The following is an 18,749-nucleotide window of genomic DNA, read 5'->3' as shown; positions in this document are numbered from 1 at the left end:
TCCATTATTCTACGAAGTGTAACAGCTCTGTGATCAATAAATAGGTTAGTACGATTAAATGGCAAAACAATGAGGTGAAATAATAAGTTGATTTATTTAGGTACGGTTTATAAACGGGTTTTATTTATAAAAGGAATAAATGAAAAAGTAAACAAGAGTGCTAACCGGGGAATAAAACCAGCATGTGAAAAGCTGACCATTAAAAAGGCTCACTAATTAGCGAGCCTTTGATTAAAGAAAAACTAGGTTATTACCAACCTGTTTTTTCTTTAAGTGCTTTACCGATATCAGCAAGTGAACGTACAGTTTGTACGCCAGCAGCTTCTAGTGCAGCAAATTTTTCATCAGCAGTACCTTTACCGCCTGCGATGATTGCGCCAGCGTGACCCATACGCTTACCTTCTGGTGCAGTAACACCAGCAATGTAAGAAACAACAGGCTTAGTTACGTTAGCTTTGATGTACTCTGCAGCTTCTTCTTCTGCAGTACCACCGATTTCACCAATCATTACAATTGCTTCAGTTTGTGGATCTTTTTCGAACATTTCTAAAACGTCGATAAAGTTAGTACCAGGAATTGGGTCACCACCAATACCAACACATGTAGACTGACCAAAACCAGCATCAGTAGTTTGCTTAACCGCTTCATACGTTAAAGTACCAGAGCGAGAAACAATACCTACTTTACCAGGCTTGTGAATGTGACCAGGCATGATACCAATCTTAGTTTCACCAGGAGTGATAACACCTGGGCAGTTAGGACCGATCATGCGTGTGCCAGTTGCGTCAAGCTTAACTTTAACGTCAACCATATCTAGCGTTGGGATACCTTCAGTGATACAAACAATCAGCTCGATGCCAGCATCGATAGCTTCTAAGATTGCATCTTTACAGAAAGGTGCTGGTACATAGATTACTGAAGCTGTCGCGCCAGTTTCTTGTACTGCGTCACGTACAGTGTTAAATACTGGAAGACCAAGGTGCGTTTGACCGCCTTTACCTGGGCTTACACCACCAACCATTTGTGTACCATACTCAAGCGCTTGCTCAGAGTGGAAAGTACCTTGGCCACCAGTGAAACCTTGACAGATAACTTTTGTATCTTTATTGATTAATACAGACATTACTTGCCCTCCGCAGCAGCTACAACTTTCTCAGCAGCATCTGTTAGTGATTCAGCAGCGATGATATCAAGACCTGAGTTCTTAAGAACGTCACGACCAAGTTCAGCGTTAGTACCTTCTAAACGTACAACAACAGGAACGTTAACACCAACTTCTTTAACTGCACCAATGATACCTTCAGCAATCATGTCACAACGTACGATACCACCAAAGATGTTAACTAAAACAGCTTTAACATTGTCGTCAGAAAGAATGATTTTGAATGCTTCAGACACACGCTCTTTAGTCGCGCCGCCACCAACATCTAGGAAGTTAGCTGGCTTGCCGCCGTGTAGGTTTACGATGTCCATAGTACCCATCGCTAAGCCTGCACCGTTAACCATACAACCTACGTTACCATCTAATGCTACGTAGTTAAGCTCAAAGCTTGCTGCATGTGCTTCACGAGCATCTTCTTGAGATGGATCGTGGAACTCACGGATTTTTGGTTGACGGTAAAGTGCATTACCATCGATACCGATTTTGCCGTCAAGACAGTGAAGATTACCTTCGTCTGTGATTACTAACGGGTTGATTTCTAAAAGTGCGAAATCGAAATCGTTGAACATGTTGCCAAGACCCATAAAGATCTTAACGAACTGTTTCATTTGTGTTGGGTTAAGACCCAATTTGAAACCTAGTTCACGTGCTTGATAAGCTTGAGGACCAACTAATGGATCGATCTCAGCTTTATGGATAAGCTCTGGTGTTTCTTCTGCAACAGTTTCAATTTCAACACCGCCTTCTGTAGACGCCATGAAAACAACTTTGCGAGAAGCACGGTCAACTACTGCACCTAGGTACAATTCGTTGGCGATATCAGTGCAGCTTTCTACTAAAATTTTAGCAACAGGCTGACCATTCTCGTCTGTTTGGTAAGTAACTAAGTTTTTACCTAACCAGTTTGCAGCAAACTCTTTTACTTCGTCGATAGTCTTAACTAGCTTTACACCGCCAGCTTTACCACGTCCACCTGCGTGAACCTGAGTTTTAACAACCCACATATCGCCGCCAATTTTTTCAGCAGCTGCTGCAGCTTCTTCAGGTGTATCGCAAGCGAAACCTTGAGAAACTGGTAAACCATATTCGGCAAAAAGTTGTTTTGCCTGATACTCATGCAAATTCATGATGCTTTATCCAATTTTTTATACTAAAAGAGCTGAATATTTATGCAAATACACAGCTATCCCAAATTGCGCACTTAGTATAGATCCCAAGGCTTAACATGAAAACCCCAGTAAGACCAAAGGCGCAAAAAAAAAGCTGTGAATGTTGATTCACAGCTTAGATTTTATACAACTAGATTAAACATCTAGCAATAAGCGAGTTGGATCTTCAAGTAACTCTTTAATTGTCACTAAGAAGCCAACAGATTCTTTACCATCAATTTGGCGGTGATCATAAGACAGCGCCAAATACATCATTGGAAGAATTTCAACTTTACCATTTACAGCCATAGGACGGTCTTGGATTTTGTGCATACCCAAAATTGACGACTGCGGTAAGTTGATAATAGGTGTAGAAAGTAATGAACCAAATACACCACCATTAGTGATTGTGAAGTTACCACCGGTCATATCGTCAAGTGATAGCTTACCGTCACGACCTTTAAGTGCTAGTTCACGAATACCTTTTTCAATTTCAGCAACAGACAGCTTATCGCAATCTTTAAGTACTGGCGTCACTAAACCACGCGGCGTAGAAACAGCAATGCTGATATCAAAATAGTTGTGGTATACGATATCATCGCCATCAATTGAAGCATTTACTTCAGGGAAACGCTTAAGCGCTTCAGTTACCGCTTTTACATAAAAAGACATGAAACCTAAACGGATACCGTGGCGCTTTTCGAATACTTCTTGATACTGCTTACGAAGGTCCATGATTGGCTTCATATTAACTTCGTTAAATGTCGTTAACATTGCAGTAGAGTTTTTCGCTTCAAGAAGACGATTAGCAATGGTTTTACGTAAACGCGTCATTGGTACACGTTTTTGCGTACGATCACCCATTGGTGCAGCTGGAGCAGAAGCTTCAGATTTCTTAGCCGCTGGTGCAGGTGCTTTTAAGAAGGTATCAACGTCTTCTTTAGTTACACGGCCGTTTTTGCCAGTGCCTTTGATTTTAGACGCATCTAGGCCTTTTTCAGCAATTAAACGACGAACAGATGGTGTTAATACATCTGAGCTGTCGCTAGAATCTGCAGCAGGTGCAGATTCTTCTTTTGCTGCAGGCGCTGCTGGAGCGCCACCGGCTTTAACTTTACCAATTACTTGCTCACCAAGTACTGTATCGCCTTCATCATGGATGATCTCACCCATAACACCGTCTTCTTGAGCAACAACTTCAAGAACAACTTTATCAGTTTCAATGTCAACTAAGTTTTGGTCGCGAGAAACCACGTCACCTGGTTGAACGTGCCAAGTAGCTACTGTCGCGTCTGCGACTGATTCTGGAAGTACAGGTACTTTAATGTCCACTTCTTTACCTTCTGATGCTGGAGCTGATGGCGCCTCTTCTGGCGCGCTTTCTTGTTTATCCGAAGCAGGTGCGTCGGCTTTAGCTTCGTCATTTGGTGCTGCTGCTTCAGCATCACCTATTAGACCGATAACTTGGTCGCCAAGTACCGTAGCACCTTCTTCTTGTGAAATTTCAGTGATCACACCGTCATTAGGTGCAACAACTTCTAAAACAACTTTATCTGTTTCAATATCTACTAAGTTTTGGTCACGGCTTACTTTGTCGCCAACACTCACATGCCATGTTGCAACGGAAGCATCAGCAACCGACTCAGGAAGAACAGGAACTTTAATTTCTGTGCTCATTGCTTATCCTTTATTTTCAATAGTAAGCGCATCTGCAACGAGCGCTTGTTGTTCTTTAGTATGCACTGACATGTAACCACATGCCGGCGATGCTGACGCTTTACGCCCTGCGTATTTAAGCTTAGCACCCTGAGGAATTGCTTCTACAAAGTGATGTTGAGAACAATACCAAGCACCTTGGTTTTGCGGCTCTTCTTGACACCAAACAAAATCTTTCACATGTTGGTAACGCGACATAATCGCATCCATTTCATCATGTGGGAACGGGTATAACTGCTCAACACGTACAATGGCAATGTTATCAATTTCTTGCTTACGACGCTCTTGCAGTAATTCGTAATAAACTTTACCACTACAAAATACAACGCGTTCTACCTTAGCCGCATCAATATCATCGATTTCGTCAATCATATTGTGATACACACCTTCAGCAAGATCTTCTAAGCTAGAAGTCGCTAATGGATGACGTAATAAAGACTTAGGTGTCATAACAATCAATGGACGACGCAGTGGTCTCACTGATTGACGACGAAGCATGGCATATACTTGTGCTGGTGTTGAAGGCACACACACTTGCATGTTGTGATCAGCACACAGCTGTAAGAAACGCTCAAGACGCGCCGAGCTATGCTCAGGACCTTGACCTTCATAACCATGTGGGAGCAAGATTGTAAGACCACATAAACGGCCCCATTTTTGCTCGCCAGAACTTAAGAATTGGTCAAATACGACTTGTGCACCGTTGGCGAAATCACCAAACTGTGCTTCCCATAGTACTAATGACGTTGGCTCTGCTGTTGCATAACCGTACTCAAACGCCACTACTGCTTCTTCTGATAACACAGAATCGAATACTTGGAACGTACCTTGGTCTTCACTTAAGTGTTGTAACGGCGTGTAAGTTGCACCATCACTTTGGCTATGAACTACAGCATGACGATGGAAGAAAGTTCCGCGCCCTGAGTCTTGACCCGTTAAGCGTATATCGGTGCCTTCAGTCGCAATCGTCGCATACGCAAGTGTTTCAGCCATACCCCAATCTAATGCTTTTTCACCTGCTGCCATTAATTTACGATCGTCGTAAATCTTTTTAACACGTGATTGTGCTTTATATTGCTCTGGGTAGTTAGCTACTTTTTCGCCTAGTTCTTTTAGTTTTTCAACTGAAACACTGGCGTCGTAATCAACACTCCATTCATGACCTACATATTTAGCCCAATCAGATGAATGTGACGTTTCAGGTTGAATCTCTTCAACAACACAATTGCCATCGTCTAAACCATTACGGTAGTCATCAGCAAGTGCTTTTATTTCACTTTCAGTAAACGAGCCTTCAGCCATGAGTTGATCGGCATAGATCAAACGTGGGACTGGGTGTTTTTTTATTTTTTGGTACATGATCGGTTGAGTCGCATTTGGCTCATCCGCTTCGTTATGGCCATGACGGCGATAACATACTAAGTCAATAACCACATCACGTTTAAATTTATTTCTAAAATCAAGGGCGATTTGCGTTACAAATGCAACCGCTTCAGGATCATCAGAGTTTACGTGGAAGATTGGTGACTGAACCATTTTTGCGATGTCGGTACAGTAATCTGTAGAACGCACATCGTCTTGTTTACTTGTTGTAAAACCAACTTGGTTATTTACAACAATACGAATACTACCACCACAACTAAACGCATTAGTTTGCGATAAGTTGAAGGTTTCTTGTACCACACCTTGACCAGCAACAGCCGAATCACCATGAATTGTGATCGGTAATGCTTTTGACCCCGTAGAATCATTTAAACGGTCTAAACGAGCACGTACAGACCCCATAACAACTGGGTTTACGATTTCAAGGTGAGACGGGTTAAATGCAAGCGCCATGTGAACATTGCCACCAGAAGTCGCAAAGTCAGACGAATAACCCATGTGGTATTTAACATCACCAGAGCTTAGCGTCTCTTTGTGCTTACCAGCAAACTCATCAAATAACTCTGATGGGTTTTTACCAAGTACGTTAACAAGCACATTTAAGCGACCACGGTGAGCCATACCAATAACGGCTTCTTGTTGGCCACTTTCACCTGCACGGTGAATAAGCTCTTTAAGCATTGGAACTAGCGCATCACCACCTTCAAGTGAGAAACGTTTTGCACCCGGGAACTTAGCACCTAAATACTTTTCAAGACCATCTGCTGCGGTAAGACCTTTAAGTATACGCAACTTTTCTTCTTTACTGAATGTTGGTCGTGATTGCACTGATTCTAAGCGTTGTTGTAACCAACGTTTTTCTTCAGTTGATGTGATGTGCATATACTCAGCACCTACAGAACCACAATATGTAGTTTTGAGTGCTTGATATAAATCACCTAAAGGCATGGTATCGCGCCCTACGGCAAACGATCCCACGTTAAATTCACGGTCAAAATCAGCTTTAGATAAGTCATGGTATTCTAATTCTAGGTCTCGAACGCGTTCACGCTGCCAAATACCTAATGGGTCTAGGTTGGCATTTTGGTGACCACGGAAACGGAAAGCATTTATAAGCTGGAGCACTTTAACCTGTTTAGGGTCACCGCTTCCACCTTCTGCTACCACTACTTCTCTATGCTTGTTTTTAGCAAGCGCCGCAAACTGTGAACGAACTTCTGAATGCTTTACGTCAACATCCACACCATCTACTTTTGGTAATTGTTCGAACACTTCTCGCCATTCTTCTGGCACAGAAGTCGCATCGTCTAAATACGCTTCATAAAGCTCTTCTACATAAGCAACGTTACCGCCGTTTAAATGTGAAGATTCTAGCCATGCCTTCATCACACCTTCGTGCATTTATAAGCCCTTTTCTTTAGCGCAGAAATTAATTGTTATATAACAAGATGGCTAATCTGAATTAGCCATCTTACATTTATACAATACTATTAAACCGAACGGTTTAGTAACATTGATTTGATTTGTCCAATTGCTTTAGTCGGGTTAAGACCTTTAGGACAAACGCTAACACAGTTCATGATACTGTGACAACGGAACACGCTGAACGCATCGTCTAAATCTGCTAAACGTTCTTCAGTTGCTGTATCTCGGCTATCAGCCAAGAAACGGTAAGCATGAAGAAGGCCAGCTGGACCTATGAACTTGTCTGGATTCCACCAGAACGAAGGACACGACGTTGAACAACATGCACACAAAATACACTCGTAAAGACCATCTAACTTATCACGCTCTTCGATTGTTTGAAGACGCTCACCCGCCGCTGGCGTGTCGTTAATTAGATAAGGTTTTACTTTTTCGTATTGAGTGTAGAACTGACTCATGTCAATAACAAGGTCACGTACCACAGGTAAACCCGGAAGCGGTCGAATTACAATTTTACCTTTGCCATTTTTTTGTAGCGTAGATAAAGGAGTAATACATGCTAAACCATTTTTACCATTCATGTTGACGCCATCAGAACCACACACACCTTCACGGCATGAACGACGGAAAGAAAGTGTTGGATCTTGCTCTTTTAAAAGTAAAAGTGCATCCAATACCATCATGTCGTGGCCTTCTTCCGTTTGCAAAGTATATTCTTGCATTCGTGGGGCATTATCAACATCTGGATTGTAACGATAAACAGAAAATTGTACTTGTGCCATCGTCTCGCTCCTAGTATGTACGTGCTTTAGGTGGAAATGCTTCGCGCAGTTTAGGCGCATAGTTTACATCACGCTTGCTCATTTCATCCGTATTAGGGTTGAAGATTGAGTGACATAACCAGTTCGTGTCATCACGATCTGGGAAGTCAAAGCGAGAGTGTGCACCACGGCTTTCTGTACGGAAGTTTGCAGCTACTGCAGTTGAGTAAGCTGTTTCCATAAGGTTATCTAGCTCAAGACATTCGATACGCGCAGTATTGAAATCTGATGATTTATCATCAAGACGCGCATGCTGTAAGCGTTCACGAATTTCTTTAAGCTCTTGTAGACCCGACGCCATAGAGTCACCTTCACGGAATACCGAGAAGTTAAGCTGCATACACTGTTGTAGGTCTTTCTTAATTTGTACTGGGTCTTCACCTTGACCTGGCGTTGAGTTTTCCCAACGATTAAAACGTGCAAGTGACGCTTCTAGGTCAGATTCTGAGGCATCTTTTGATACTTCAACATCATTTAGGTAAGTACCAAGGAAGTTACCTGCAGCACGACCAAATACCACTAAATCAAGTAATGAGTTACCACCTAAGCGGTTTGCACCATGTACAGATACACAGGCAATCTCACCAACTGCAAATAAGCCTTCAACTACTTTCTCGTTACCATTAGCATCGATTTGTAGTGCTTGACCATTTACGTTAGTTGGCACGCCACCCATCATATAGTGACAAGTAGGAATTACTGGAATTGGCTCTTTAGCTGGGTCAACATGTGCGAATGTTTTAGCAAGGTCACACACGCCTGGAAGGCGTAAATTAAGCGTTTCTTCACCTAGGTGATCAAGCTTAAGTTTAATATGAGGACCCCAAGGACCATCACAACCACGACCTTCACGAATCTCTGTCATCATTGAACGGGCAACAACATCACGTGACGCTAAATCTTTGGCATTCGGTGCATAACGTTCCATGAAACGTTCGCCATCTTTATTTAAAAGATAACCACCTTCACCACGACAACCTTCAGTTACAAGTGTACCGGCACCAGCAATACCCGTCGGGTGGAACTGCCACATTTCCATGTCTTGCATAGAAATACCAGCACGAGTCGCCATACCAACACCGTCACCAGTGTTAATGTGTGCATTAGTGGTTGATGCGAAGATACGACCTGCACCACCTGTAGCTAATACAACTGCTTTAGACTTGAAGTAAACAACTTCACCGGTCTCTATTTCAATTGCAGTACAACCAACAACATTACCTTCGTCATTTTTAACTAAATCTAGCGCATACCACTCAGAGAATACGTTAGTTTTGTTTTTAACATTTTGTTGGTAAAGAAGGTGTAATAATGCGTGACCAGTACGGTCAGCTGCTGCAGCAGTACGTGCAGCTTGTTCACCACCGAAGTTTTTCGATTGACCACCGAAAGGACGTTGGTAAACACGGCCATTTTCAAAACGAGAAAATGGTAGACCCATATTTTCAAGTTCAGTAATAGCTTCAGGGCCTGTATTACACATATATTCGATAGCGTCTTGGTCACCGATGAAATCGGAACCTTTAACAGTATCGTACATGTGCCATTCCCAGTTATCTTCGTGTGAGTTACCCAAAGCAACTGTGATACCACCTTGTGCAGACACAGTGTGAGAACGCGTTGGGAAAACTTTAGAGATAAGTGCACAGGTTTTGCCTGATTCAGTGATTGCAAGTGCAGCGCGCATACCCGCACCACCTGCGCCAATCACGACGGCATCAAATTCACGAACAGAATATTTCACTTAAACACCCCATAAAACGATTAGACCAATAGCTACGTACGCTGCTGCCATAAGGTTTAAAATAAACCCTAAAACTGCACGCAACTTTGCGCATTTAACATAGTCTGTTAGTACTTGCCAAAGGCCAATACGGGTGTGAACCATTATGCAAACCAGGGTGATGAGAGTAAACCCTTTCATTGCTAGGTTTGAAAACAGGCCTTGCCATGCTTCGTAAGTGACTTCAGGCGTCGCTAAAAAATAGCCAATAATAAAAATCGCATACGCGGTAATTACTAGTGCCGTGGTACGTAATGAGACAAAATCTTGTACACCATCACGTTTAAGAGTTGCTTGATTTAAAACCATATCCAAACTCCTGCTAGTACAGAAGCAACAACGCCAAGTGCCATAGCAATTTTAGCGCTGAAGTTACCTGATTCAAGTTCTTCCCAATGTCCCATATCCATAATGATATGACGAATACCGCCGATAAGGTGGTATGCCAATACAGAAATGGTGCCCCAAGCTATAAATTTGGCAATGAATCCGCTAAACAGACCCTTGACGAATTCAAAACCTTCAGCAGAAGAAAGAGACTCAGACCAAGCCCAAATGACAAACGTTAAAGCAAAAAATAATGCAACACCGGTGACGCGGTGAAAAATTGATGCTTTAGCCGTTGCCGGCATAGATATAGTTGTTAGATCTAGATTTACAGGTCTTTGCTTTTTCACAGTTACTTGCCCATCTTGCCCACATAGGGGCTCATCTACTTGTTTTTCTAAAACCCACTAAAAAATAATTTTTTTAATGGAACTATCTAAGTAAACACTTTTAATACGAGTAAAGTTCACATTTATGCAAAAATTACATGTAAAAATAACATTTACCTACAGACAATACGGTATAAAACCTTTGATAGTATATATAGCCAAAGGTCTTTTTACAATTCTTGTTTAGTTAGAGACGTTTGCGAATTAGCCAATGGTATAATATTTAATCCTAGCAGAATATTTATTATACATTTGTGCATAATGTTTATAAAAATTGACTTTAACCCCCTCTTTCACGTTAAAATGAAAAGAATGTGCTTAAACAGATTCAGAACATAACAATCAGAGTTGTTATCTTAATAGGAGATAAATAGATGGCGGATAAAAAAGCCACAGTCCATATTGATGGTCTAGATCCAATCGAACTTCCGATTTACCAAGGTACTGCAGGTCAAGATGTCATTGACGTACGTACCCTAGGTTCACATGGCCACTTCACTTATGACCCAGGTTTCATGTCGACCGGTTCTTGCGAATCTTCAATCACATACATTGATGGTGGCAAAGGTATCTTGCTTCACCGTGGTTACCCGATTGAACAGTTAGCTGAAGGTTCAGATTACATTGAGCTATGTTACTTACTATTAAACGGTGAGTTACCAACTAAAGACCAATACACTGAATTTGCAAAACAAATTACTCACAGCACCATGCTTGATGAGAAAATTGCAAATTTCTTCCAAGGCTTCCGTTTTGATGCACACCCAATGGCAATGCTTTGTGGTGTTGTTGGTGCTTTGTCTTCTTTCTACCATGAAGATCTTGACATTACTGATGCAAATCAGCGTAAAACAAGCGCAATTAAATTAGTTGCAAAACTACCTACTATTGCTGCTATGGCTTACAAAACAAACATTGGTCAACCATTTGTTTACCCACGTAACGACCTAAGCTACGCTGAAAACTTCTTACACATGATGTTCTCTGTACCAGCTGAAGAATACAAAGTTAACCCAGTAACAGCTAAAGCAATGGATAAAATCTTCATGCTTCACGCTGACCACGAACAAAATGCGTCAACGTCGACTGTTCGACTTGCTGGTTCTTCAGGTGCTAACCCGTACGCATGTATTGCTGCAGGTATTGCATCTCTTTGGGGCCCTGCACACGGCGGCGCTAACGAAGCATGCTTAAACATGTTAGAAGAAATTGGTTCAGTTGATCGTATCGACGAATACGTAGCTAAAGCAAAAGATAAAGCAGACCCGTTCCGCTTAATGGGCTTTGGTCACCGTGTTTATAAAAACTTCGATCCACGTGCTACAGTAATGCGTCAAACGTGTCACGAAGTATTAGAAGAGCTTAACATTCAAGATCCACTGCTTGATATTGCTATGAAGCTTGAGCAAATTGCCCTTGAAGACCCATACTTTGTTGAGAAGAAACTTTACCCTAACGTAGATTTCTACTCAGGTATCATCTTAAAAGCAATCGGTATTCCTACAAGCATGTTCACTGTAATTTTTGCAATGGCACGTACTGTAGGTTGGATCACGCACTGGGACGAGATGCTTTCTCAACCTGGTCATAAGATCAGCCGCCCACGTCAGCTTTATACTGGTCACACACACCGTGATTACGTATCTACAGACAAGCGTTAATTTTTATTAATGCTAAAAAGGTCGCTTTTGCGACCTTTTTTGTGTTTAATAGTTGAGAATTATATTAAAGCTATTACAATCCCTGCTACTTTTTATTGTTTGGTTTTTCTATGTTTGCTGTTGAAAAAATTCGTGCTGATTTTCCCATTTTAACGCAACAAGTAAACAATCAACCCTTAGTTTATTTAGACTCTGCTGCAACGTCACAAAAGCCCCAGTCAGTCATTACAGCGACGGAACTTTTTTACTCACAGCAAAATGCCAATGTTCATAGAGGTCGCCATTCACTGAGTGAACAAGCAACCACAGCCTACGAACAAACGCGTGATAAAGTTGCTCAATATTTCAATGTGCAAAGCCGCGAAATTGTTTGGACTAAAGGCGCCACAGAAGCACTTAATCTCATTGCCAATGGCTTAATTGAGCAACTTGATAAAAATTCAAGTATCGTAATTACCCCGCTTGAGCATCATGCAAACATAGTCCCATGGCAACAATTAGCACTTAAAACCGGTGCAAAATTACACGTATTACCGCTTGAAGCAGATGCAACATTGAATATTGCAGCCTGTGTTGAATTTTTAAAAAAAGTAAAGCCAAGTGTACTTACACTCACTCATGCATCAAATGCTCTGGGAAATATAACAAACCTAAGCCCGCTACTCAGTGCTGTGAAAGAATTTAACACCATCACTGTTGTTGATGGTGCTCAAGGTGCCATGCACCTACAGCCTGATTTAAATAAGCTCGACTGTGACTTTTATGTATTTTCTGCTCACAAAATGCTAGGCCCAACCGGCGTTGGTGGCTTGTATGGTAAATATGAGCGTTTAAATGCCTTACAGCCCTATCAAACTGGTGGTGAAATGATAGAAACGGTGAGTCTTTTGCAAAGCACATTTCGCAATGCACCTGCTAAATTTGAAGCCGGTACACCTAATATTGCAGGTGTAATCGGTTTTTCTGCCGCAATAGATTACCTCGCTGCGCTTGATAAGAATGCAGCCTACGACTATGAACAACGGCTATTTAACTATGCGGTTAGTGAATTAAATGATATCAATGGCATCACAATTTACAGTAATTTAGAACATAATATTGGCACCATTTGTTTTAATTACAAAGACGAACACCCATTTGATATTGCGACCTTACTTGATGGATTTGGTGTTGCCGTTCGCAGCGGCCACCATTGTACCCAACCTTTAATGGCACATTTAGGTATCAACGGCAGTGTACGAGCAAGCTTTTGCTTTTATAATACTCACCAAGATATTGATATTTTCATCAACGCACTGCACGAATGCATCGCTTTATTAGATTAAAAGTAGATAAGCAATGAATAAAACGTTTAAAGAACTCGCTCATACACTAAATAATTCCCCCGCATGGCAACAAAAATACCGTGAAATCATGCTACTTGGTAAACAATTACCGACAATGCCTGACGTTTTAAAAACATCAGATGCACTTGTACCCGGCTGTGAAAGTAAAGTTTGGCTGTATTTAGAGTTTGATCTGCAAGAAAACTGTTTAGTTATTATTGGGGATTCAGATACACGTATTGTAAAAGGACTGCTTGCGCTCATATTATCTTTATATAATGGCTTAACACCGAGTCAAGTGTTAGCCATTAATGCATTTGAAGAGTTTGAAAAGCTTGGTTTAATAAGCCACTTAAGCCCTTCACGAGGTAATGGTATCAAAGCCATTGTCGAACGTATTCAAGCAATGGCTGAACAAAAGTCGCTTTAAGCTTTAGCGAATCGCTGCTTTTTATCTAGATATTTACGAACCGCTTTGGCTGCTACAAAAAAGCCAAAGCTTCCTGTGATCATAGTCACTGAACCAAAACCGTTATTACAATCCATATTCATCGAACCATCTGCGTTTTGTTTTGCGTGGCACACACTGCCATCTGAACCTGGGTAAACTAATTGCTCTGTAGAATAAACACAATCAATATTAAATTTACGCTTAGGGTTGCTACTAAAGTTGTACTGTTTACGTAAAATATAGCGAACTTTAGCAAGCAGCGGATCTTGGGTTGATTTTGCTACATCACCAAATGTTATTTGACTTGGATCCGTTTGCCCGCCTGCACCACCGGTAGTGATTATAGGCAGTTTATTACGCTTACAATGAGCAATAAGTGCCGCTTTTTCTTTGACTGCATCAATACAATCAATTACATAATCAAAACCTTGGATATGCTCGCGAATATTATCCACTGTAATAAAATCATCAATGACTTCAATTTCACATTCAGGGTTAATAAGCTGACAGCGTGCTTTCATTGCATCAACTTTAGCCTCACCAACAGTGCCTGTTAGCGCATGAATTTGGCGATTTACATTAGTTGCACATATATCATCAAGGTCTATCAGCGTTAGTTTACCAACACCTGTTCGTGCTAATGCTTCTGCAGTCCAACTGCCGACACCACCGATACCAATAACACAAAAGTGCGCATTTTGAAGCCATGCGAATTGTTGATGTCCATATAAGCGTTTTATTCCACCAAAACGAATATCTGTTACAGAGTCTGTCATTTACCAATCCAAGTTCCATGGCTGTTGCCATGTGTGAAAGTTATCATGTTTAATTAATTGCCCATAAAGGGCGTCGCTATTTGGTTTGCAAATAAACTTAAATCGCTCATTTTTCCAGGTAAAGCACAATGCATAAGCATGTAAATAGGTACGCTGGGATTCAGTACCACCATACAATGCATCACCTAAAATCGGTGCTGCAATACTTTTCAATGCAACGCGCAATTGATGTGTCTTACCTGAGTACGGCTTTAAAATATACCCGCGTAAATTAGCTGCAACACTAAATGAATAAAACCGTGTGATTGCTGGGTTAGTATGGGTTTTTAAAAGCTTAAAGCTACTGCGGCGAGACTTAGCCATATCCCCTTTTATCCAGCCTTGTTTTTTCTTTGGCTTAGTGTCTGACAAAGCCAAATAAAACTTATCAACCTCATGCGCGGTGAAAAGCCGAGTAAACTCAGCAGCGGTCTGGCTGCTTCGTGCTAATATAATTAACCCTGAGGTAACTTTATCTAACCGATGGACGGCAAATAACTTTTCACCCAGTTGCTGCTCAGCTAAAACCACAAAACCAGGCCCTTCTTCGCTATGGAAGTTGAGCCCTGCCGGTTTTTCAATAACATAAAAGTCATTATGTTCAGCAATAACTGTTAAAGGTAACGACTTATTCACTCAAAGAATTACTTTTTAAATAGTGCACTACGCGAGCTAAATCTTCAGGGGTGTCGACACCTGCATGAGGTGCTACGTGTGCTTGCTCAATTTTAATCTGATGACCATGATAAAGTACACGTAACTGCTCTAAAGACTCTAATTGTTCAAGCGGTGAAGGGCTAAGTTCAATGTACTGTTTAATAAACCCTGCGCGATAAGCATATATACCGACATGACGTTGATAGTTTGCTTTATCTACAAAAGCTTTATTAGCTGAATTCATCATGTTAGCGCGATCAAAAGGAATGCTGGCACGGGAAAAATAAAGCGCATTTTTATGAACATCACTCACAACTTTTACAGCATTTGGGTTAAATACTTCTTCAATGTCTTCAATTGCAACACTCAATGTAGCCATTGGTGCAGCCGAATTAGCTAACAATGCTGCAACTTGGCTAACATTTTCGCCTGCAAGTAATGGCTCATCACCCTGTACATTCACAACGATGGTCTCATCGCTGAGATTAAGTAAATCCATTACTTCTGCTAAACGCTCTGTGCCAGAGTGATGATCTTCACGTGTCATCAACACATCACTGGTAAACGTGTTGACTACCTCGAAAACTTTCTGATGATCGGTTGCAATAACCACCTTACTTGCACCAGATGCAAGTGCCTTTTCATACACGTGCTGGATCATCGGCTTACCACAAATATCGGCAAGGGGTTTGCCTGGCAGTCGAGTCGATGCGTAACGCGCTGGAATGACGACTACGAATTCCACTTTTCTACCTCTTCTTGACTTAACTCCCTCGCTTCGTTTTCAAGCAATACTGGAATGTCATCAACAACTGGGTAAGCTAACTTTGCTGCCGTGCTGATTAATTCGTTGTTTTCTTTGTCTAGGCGTAATTTACCCTTACACACTGGGCAAGCGATAATTTCAAGTAATTTTGTATCAAAGGCCATCGAGGATCCCTTTTTCTTTAAGTAATTGATTGAGTTTATTAATTACCGCGCTTGATGGCTTTGCATCAACGGGTAAAAAGTACCAATTTGGTTTAGCAAAAGCACGGCATTTTACCGCATCTTTCTCTGTCATAATGACAATGTCATCGTTATATTTTTCAAAATCAGCGGGGCTATAAGCATAGTGATCACGATAATGAGTCGTAGAAAGTAACTTAACACCCGAGGATTGCAGTGTATTTTCAAACCGAGTAGGGTTGCCAATTGCACTTATTGCATGCGCGCTATGTAATTGATTTTTAGTTTTTTCACCGGTTGCCACATTTATTAACGCCGAAGCCTGTAATTGATAATTAAAGTTATCATCACCTCCGTTTTCTACGACTAAATCAACCGATTTTAAACGTTTTGTAGTTTCTCGCAGTGGGCCTGCTGGCATCAAAAATCCATTGCCAAAACGGCGCTCGCTATCCACTATGCAACACTCTATGTCACGAGCCATTTTATAATGCTGCATGCCGTCATCGGAGATAATGACATCTAAATCGTATTTTGCATTTAACAGCTTTATATTGGCTTTTCGATCAGGGCCCACAACAACTGGACAACCTAATCGGCGCTGAATAAGTACAGGCTCATCCCCGGCTTGCACTGTCGTAATTGAACTATCAACAATTAATGGATAAATATCAGAACAGCCACCGTAACCACGGCTAATAACAGCAACGTTTAAATCGTGTTGTTGCAAATATTGAGCAAGCCAAATAACAAACGGTGTTTTACCATTACCACCCACACTAATATTACCCACTACAATGACCGGTACTTCGCCTTTGAATTGCTCCAATAGACCAACTTTGTAGCATAAGCTACGCAGAGTTGAAATCAACCAATAAAGTCCGCTCAATGGCAAAAGTAGTAAGGTTAAAAAGCTAAAGCTTTTATACCAGCTTTGTTCTATTTTACTCACCCTTGCTCACCAAACTGCATTTTGCATAGAGCAGCATAAGTGCCGTCATTTTCAAGCAGTGCCTGATGATCGCCACTTTCGATAACTTGGCCATTATCAATCACGTAAATACGGTCACTTTTTTCGATTGTTGATAGGCGATGGGCAATTACTATTGATGTTTTATCTTTCATTAATTGATCGAGCGCTTGTTGTATCAGCTTTTCAGATTCAGTATCAAGGGCTGATGTAGCTTCATCTAAAATCAAAATAGGTGCATCTTTCAAGATTGCACGGGCAATAGCGATACGCTGGCGTTGCCCGCCAGAGAGCATCACCCCATTTTCACCCACCATGGTATTTAGACCTTCAGGTAAATCTTTTACAAATTCCCATACATGGGCTTGTTTAGCAACCGCTAGCAGTTCATCGTCAGCTAACTCTCTTGAAATGCCATAGCTGATATTATTGGCGATGGTATCGTTAAATAAAACAACCTGTTGCGACACCAAGGCAAACTGCCTTCGTAAATCAGCAAGTTTATAGTCGCTCAGTGCAATACCGTCTAATAATATTTCGCTAGGTGCTTGTAAGTCATAATAACGCGGTAGTAAATTGGAGATAGTTGATTTGCCCGAGCCTGAACGGCCAACTAAAGCAATACTTTCTCCGGCTTTAATGGTTAGTGATAAATCGCGTAACACGGGCTCTTCTTTCGTTGGGTAATTAAAAGTCACATTTTTAACTTCGATTAACCCTGTTACTTTATCAACAGTGACTGAACCGGTATCTTTTTCTACTTCTTCGTCCAGTACTAAAAAAATACTTTGTGCAGCAGAAATACCGCGTTGTAAATCACTATTGACGTTAGCGAGTTGCTTAAGTGGACGTAACAACATCATCATTGATGAAATAAGCACAACAAAATCACCAGAGCTGATGGTGTCGATCATCGATGGCATAGAAACAACAAATAAAATAACGGCCATAGCACTGGCAGCTAAAATTTGAATCACTGAGACACTCAGCGCTTTTGTAGCATCCATTTTAATGCGTTGCTGGCGATTGTGGTTATTGATAGTAGCAAACTGATCAATTTCTTGCTTTTGACCGCCAAAGCCATGTATTACTTTATGGCCACTGAGCATTTGCTCTGAGCTGCGGGTCACTTGCCCCATCGCTGATTGTATATTTTTAGATATGTGACGAAAGCGTTTTGACACCACACTGACAATAATCGCCACTAATGGAATAATGATCAAAAATATTAAAGACAACTTCCAACTGGTGTAGAACATCACTGTAAGTAAAAACACCACAAATGCGCCTTCACGCACCACGATTAACATAGCTTTAGTAATCGCTTGTTGTACTTGCTCAGTATCAAAAGTGATTTTAGATATTAAATCGCCAGTAGAATTTTTGTCATGAAAAGAGACAGGTAAATGCAGGATATGCTCAAATAATTGTTGTCGTAATGAACGCACCACTTGCGAGCCTACATAACTCAAGCAATATGATGACATGTAATTGAAAAACCCACGACCAAACACAAGTGCAACCACAACAAATGGTGCATATTTTAGTACGTCACTATTACGTTCATTTAAGCCCTGATCAATAAAAGGTTTCATTAGTTGAATAAATAAAGCATCCATGGCTGAATAGCCAATCATGCCCACCACAGCTAAAATTGCGATACTCTTATAATCACCCACGTAGGTTAATAAGCGCTTGTAGATTTGCGATGTAGTTTGATCCATAACACTCTCTAATTCATAGTCTGGGACTATTGTAGCCTCCAGCA

General features: G+C 41.2%; 17 protein-coding genes. 3 read left to right on the top strand and 14 right to left on the bottom strand.

Going from position 1 to position 18,749, the window contains the following annotated elements; all coding sequences use genetic code 11:
- Positions 1-250 precede the first annotated feature (250 nt).
- The 8 genes from sucD to sdhC all read right to left on the bottom strand — a co-directional run bounded on the left by sucD (position 251) and on the right by sdhC (position 10,115).
- On the bottom strand, positions 251-1,123 hold the full coding sequence (gene sucD / locus QMA12_RS05630; RefSeq protein ID WP_087534150.1) for a succinate--CoA ligase subunit alpha: 873 nt from the start codon (positions 1,121-1,123) through the stop codon (positions 251-253).
- Entirely contained in the window at positions 1,123-2,289 is a 1,167-nt protein-coding gene (gene sucC / locus QMA12_RS05625) for an ADP-forming succinate--CoA ligase subunit beta (RefSeq protein WP_087534151.1), read from the bottom strand. Before sucC ends, sucD begins: the two co-directional genes overlap by 1 nt.
- Positions 2,290-2,466: 177 nt before the next feature.
- Positions 2,467-3,987 (bottom strand): 2-oxoglutarate dehydrogenase complex dihydrolipoyllysine-residue succinyltransferase, encoded by a 1,521-nt coding sequence (odhB, locus tag QMA12_RS05620; protein ID WP_290209020.1) that lies wholly within the window; start codon positions 3,985-3,987, stop codon positions 2,467-2,469.
- A gap of 3 nt (positions 3,988-3,990) precedes the next feature.
- On the bottom strand, positions 3,991-6,810 hold the full coding sequence (locus QMA12_RS05615; RefSeq protein ID WP_290209019.1) for a 2-oxoglutarate dehydrogenase E1 component: 2,820 nt from the start codon (positions 6,808-6,810) through the stop codon (positions 3,991-3,993).
- An 89-nt stretch (positions 6,811-6,899) separates the two neighbouring features.
- Positions 6,900-7,616: a succinate dehydrogenase iron-sulfur subunit gene (locus QMA12_RS05610; RefSeq protein WP_087534154.1), complete on the bottom strand. Its 717-nt coding sequence runs from the start codon at positions 7,614-7,616 to the stop codon at positions 6,900-6,902.
- Between the two features lie 10 nt (positions 7,617-7,626).
- On the bottom strand, positions 7,627-9,399 hold the full coding sequence (gene sdhA, locus QMA12_RS05605) for a succinate dehydrogenase flavoprotein subunit (protein WP_087534155.1): 1,773 nt from the start codon (positions 9,397-9,399) through the stop codon (positions 7,627-7,629).
- Complete coding sequence (gene sdhD, locus QMA12_RS05600) at positions 9,400-9,747, bottom strand: succinate dehydrogenase, hydrophobic membrane anchor protein (protein ID WP_087534156.1); 348 nt, start codon at positions 9,745-9,747, stop codon at positions 9,400-9,402. It lies immediately after the preceding gene.
- On the bottom strand, positions 9,738-10,115 hold the full coding sequence (sdhC, locus tag QMA12_RS05595) for a succinate dehydrogenase, cytochrome b556 subunit (RefSeq protein WP_087534157.1): 378 nt from the start codon (positions 10,113-10,115) through the stop codon (positions 9,738-9,740). Before sdhC ends, sdhD begins: the two co-directional genes overlap by 10 nt.
- Positions 10,116-10,528: 413 nt before the next feature.
- Here sdhC and QMA12_RS05590 point away from each other — a divergent pair, with 413 nt between their 5' ends.
- From QMA12_RS05590 to QMA12_RS05580, 3 genes are all read left to right on the top strand, one after another.
- Positions 10,529-11,815, top strand: coding sequence for a citrate synthase (locus tag QMA12_RS05590; protein WP_087534158.1), 1,287 nt, complete (start codon positions 10,529-10,531; stop codon positions 11,813-11,815).
- A 110-nt stretch (positions 11,816-11,925) separates the two neighbouring features.
- Complete coding sequence (locus QMA12_RS05585) at positions 11,926-13,140, top strand: SufS family cysteine desulfurase (RefSeq protein ID WP_290209017.1); 1,215 nt, start codon at positions 11,926-11,928, stop codon at positions 13,138-13,140.
- A 13-nt stretch (positions 13,141-13,153) separates the two neighbouring features.
- The gene (locus tag QMA12_RS05580) at positions 13,154-13,570 is read left to right on the top strand and encodes a SufE family protein (RefSeq protein WP_087534160.1); all 417 of its coding nucleotides are present in this window, start codon (positions 13,154-13,156) and stop codon (positions 13,568-13,570) included.
- Here the strand turns inward: QMA12_RS05580 and tcdA are convergent.
- The 6 genes from tcdA to msbA are packed head-to-tail and all read right to left on the bottom strand — an operon-like array spanning position 13,567 to position 18,705.
- On the bottom strand, positions 13,567-14,367 hold the full coding sequence (gene tcdA, locus QMA12_RS05575; protein ID WP_087534161.1) for a tRNA cyclic N6-threonylcarbamoyladenosine(37) synthase TcdA: 801 nt from the start codon (positions 14,365-14,367) through the stop codon (positions 13,567-13,569). The genes QMA12_RS05580 and tcdA overlap by 4 nt on opposite strands.
- A complete protein-coding gene (locus QMA12_RS05570) occupies positions 14,368-15,042 on the bottom strand; it encodes a TIGR01621 family pseudouridine synthase (protein ID WP_290209016.1) in 675 nt (224 codons plus the stop codon).
- Positions 15,035-15,808, bottom strand: a complete 774-nt coding sequence (kdsB, locus tag QMA12_RS05565) for a 3-deoxy-manno-octulosonate cytidylyltransferase (protein WP_087534163.1) — start codon at positions 15,806-15,808, stop codon at positions 15,035-15,037. Before kdsB ends, QMA12_RS05570 begins: the two co-directional genes overlap by 8 nt.
- Entirely contained in the window at positions 15,796-15,993 is a 198-nt protein-coding gene (locus QMA12_RS05560) for a Trm112 family protein (protein WP_087534164.1), read from the bottom strand. The genes kdsB and QMA12_RS05560 overlap by 13 nt, the downstream gene beginning before the upstream one ends.
- Positions 15,983-16,963 carry a tetraacyldisaccharide 4'-kinase gene (gene lpxK / locus QMA12_RS05555; protein ID WP_290209015.1) on the bottom strand — a complete coding sequence of 327 codons (981 nt, stop codon included), beginning with the start codon at positions 16,961-16,963 and terminating at the stop codon, positions 15,983-15,985. Before lpxK ends, QMA12_RS05560 begins: the two co-directional genes overlap by 11 nt.
- The gene (gene msbA, locus QMA12_RS05550) at positions 16,960-18,705 is read right to left on the bottom strand and encodes a lipid A export permease/ATP-binding protein MsbA (protein WP_087534166.1); all 1,746 of its coding nucleotides are present in this window, start codon (positions 18,703-18,705) and stop codon (positions 16,960-16,962) included. The genes lpxK and msbA overlap by 4 nt, the downstream gene beginning before the upstream one ends.
- Between the last annotated feature and the right edge of the window lie 44 nt (positions 18,706-18,749).

Origin of the sequence: Pseudoalteromonas sp. APC 3893 (genome assembly GCF_030408095.1) — a bacterium.
Taxonomy (GTDB): domain Bacteria; phylum Pseudomonadota; class Gammaproteobacteria; order Enterobacterales; family Alteromonadaceae; genus Pseudoalteromonas.
Note: the sequence above shows the minus strand (reverse complement) of the source record. Positions and strands in the feature narration are given on the sequence as shown.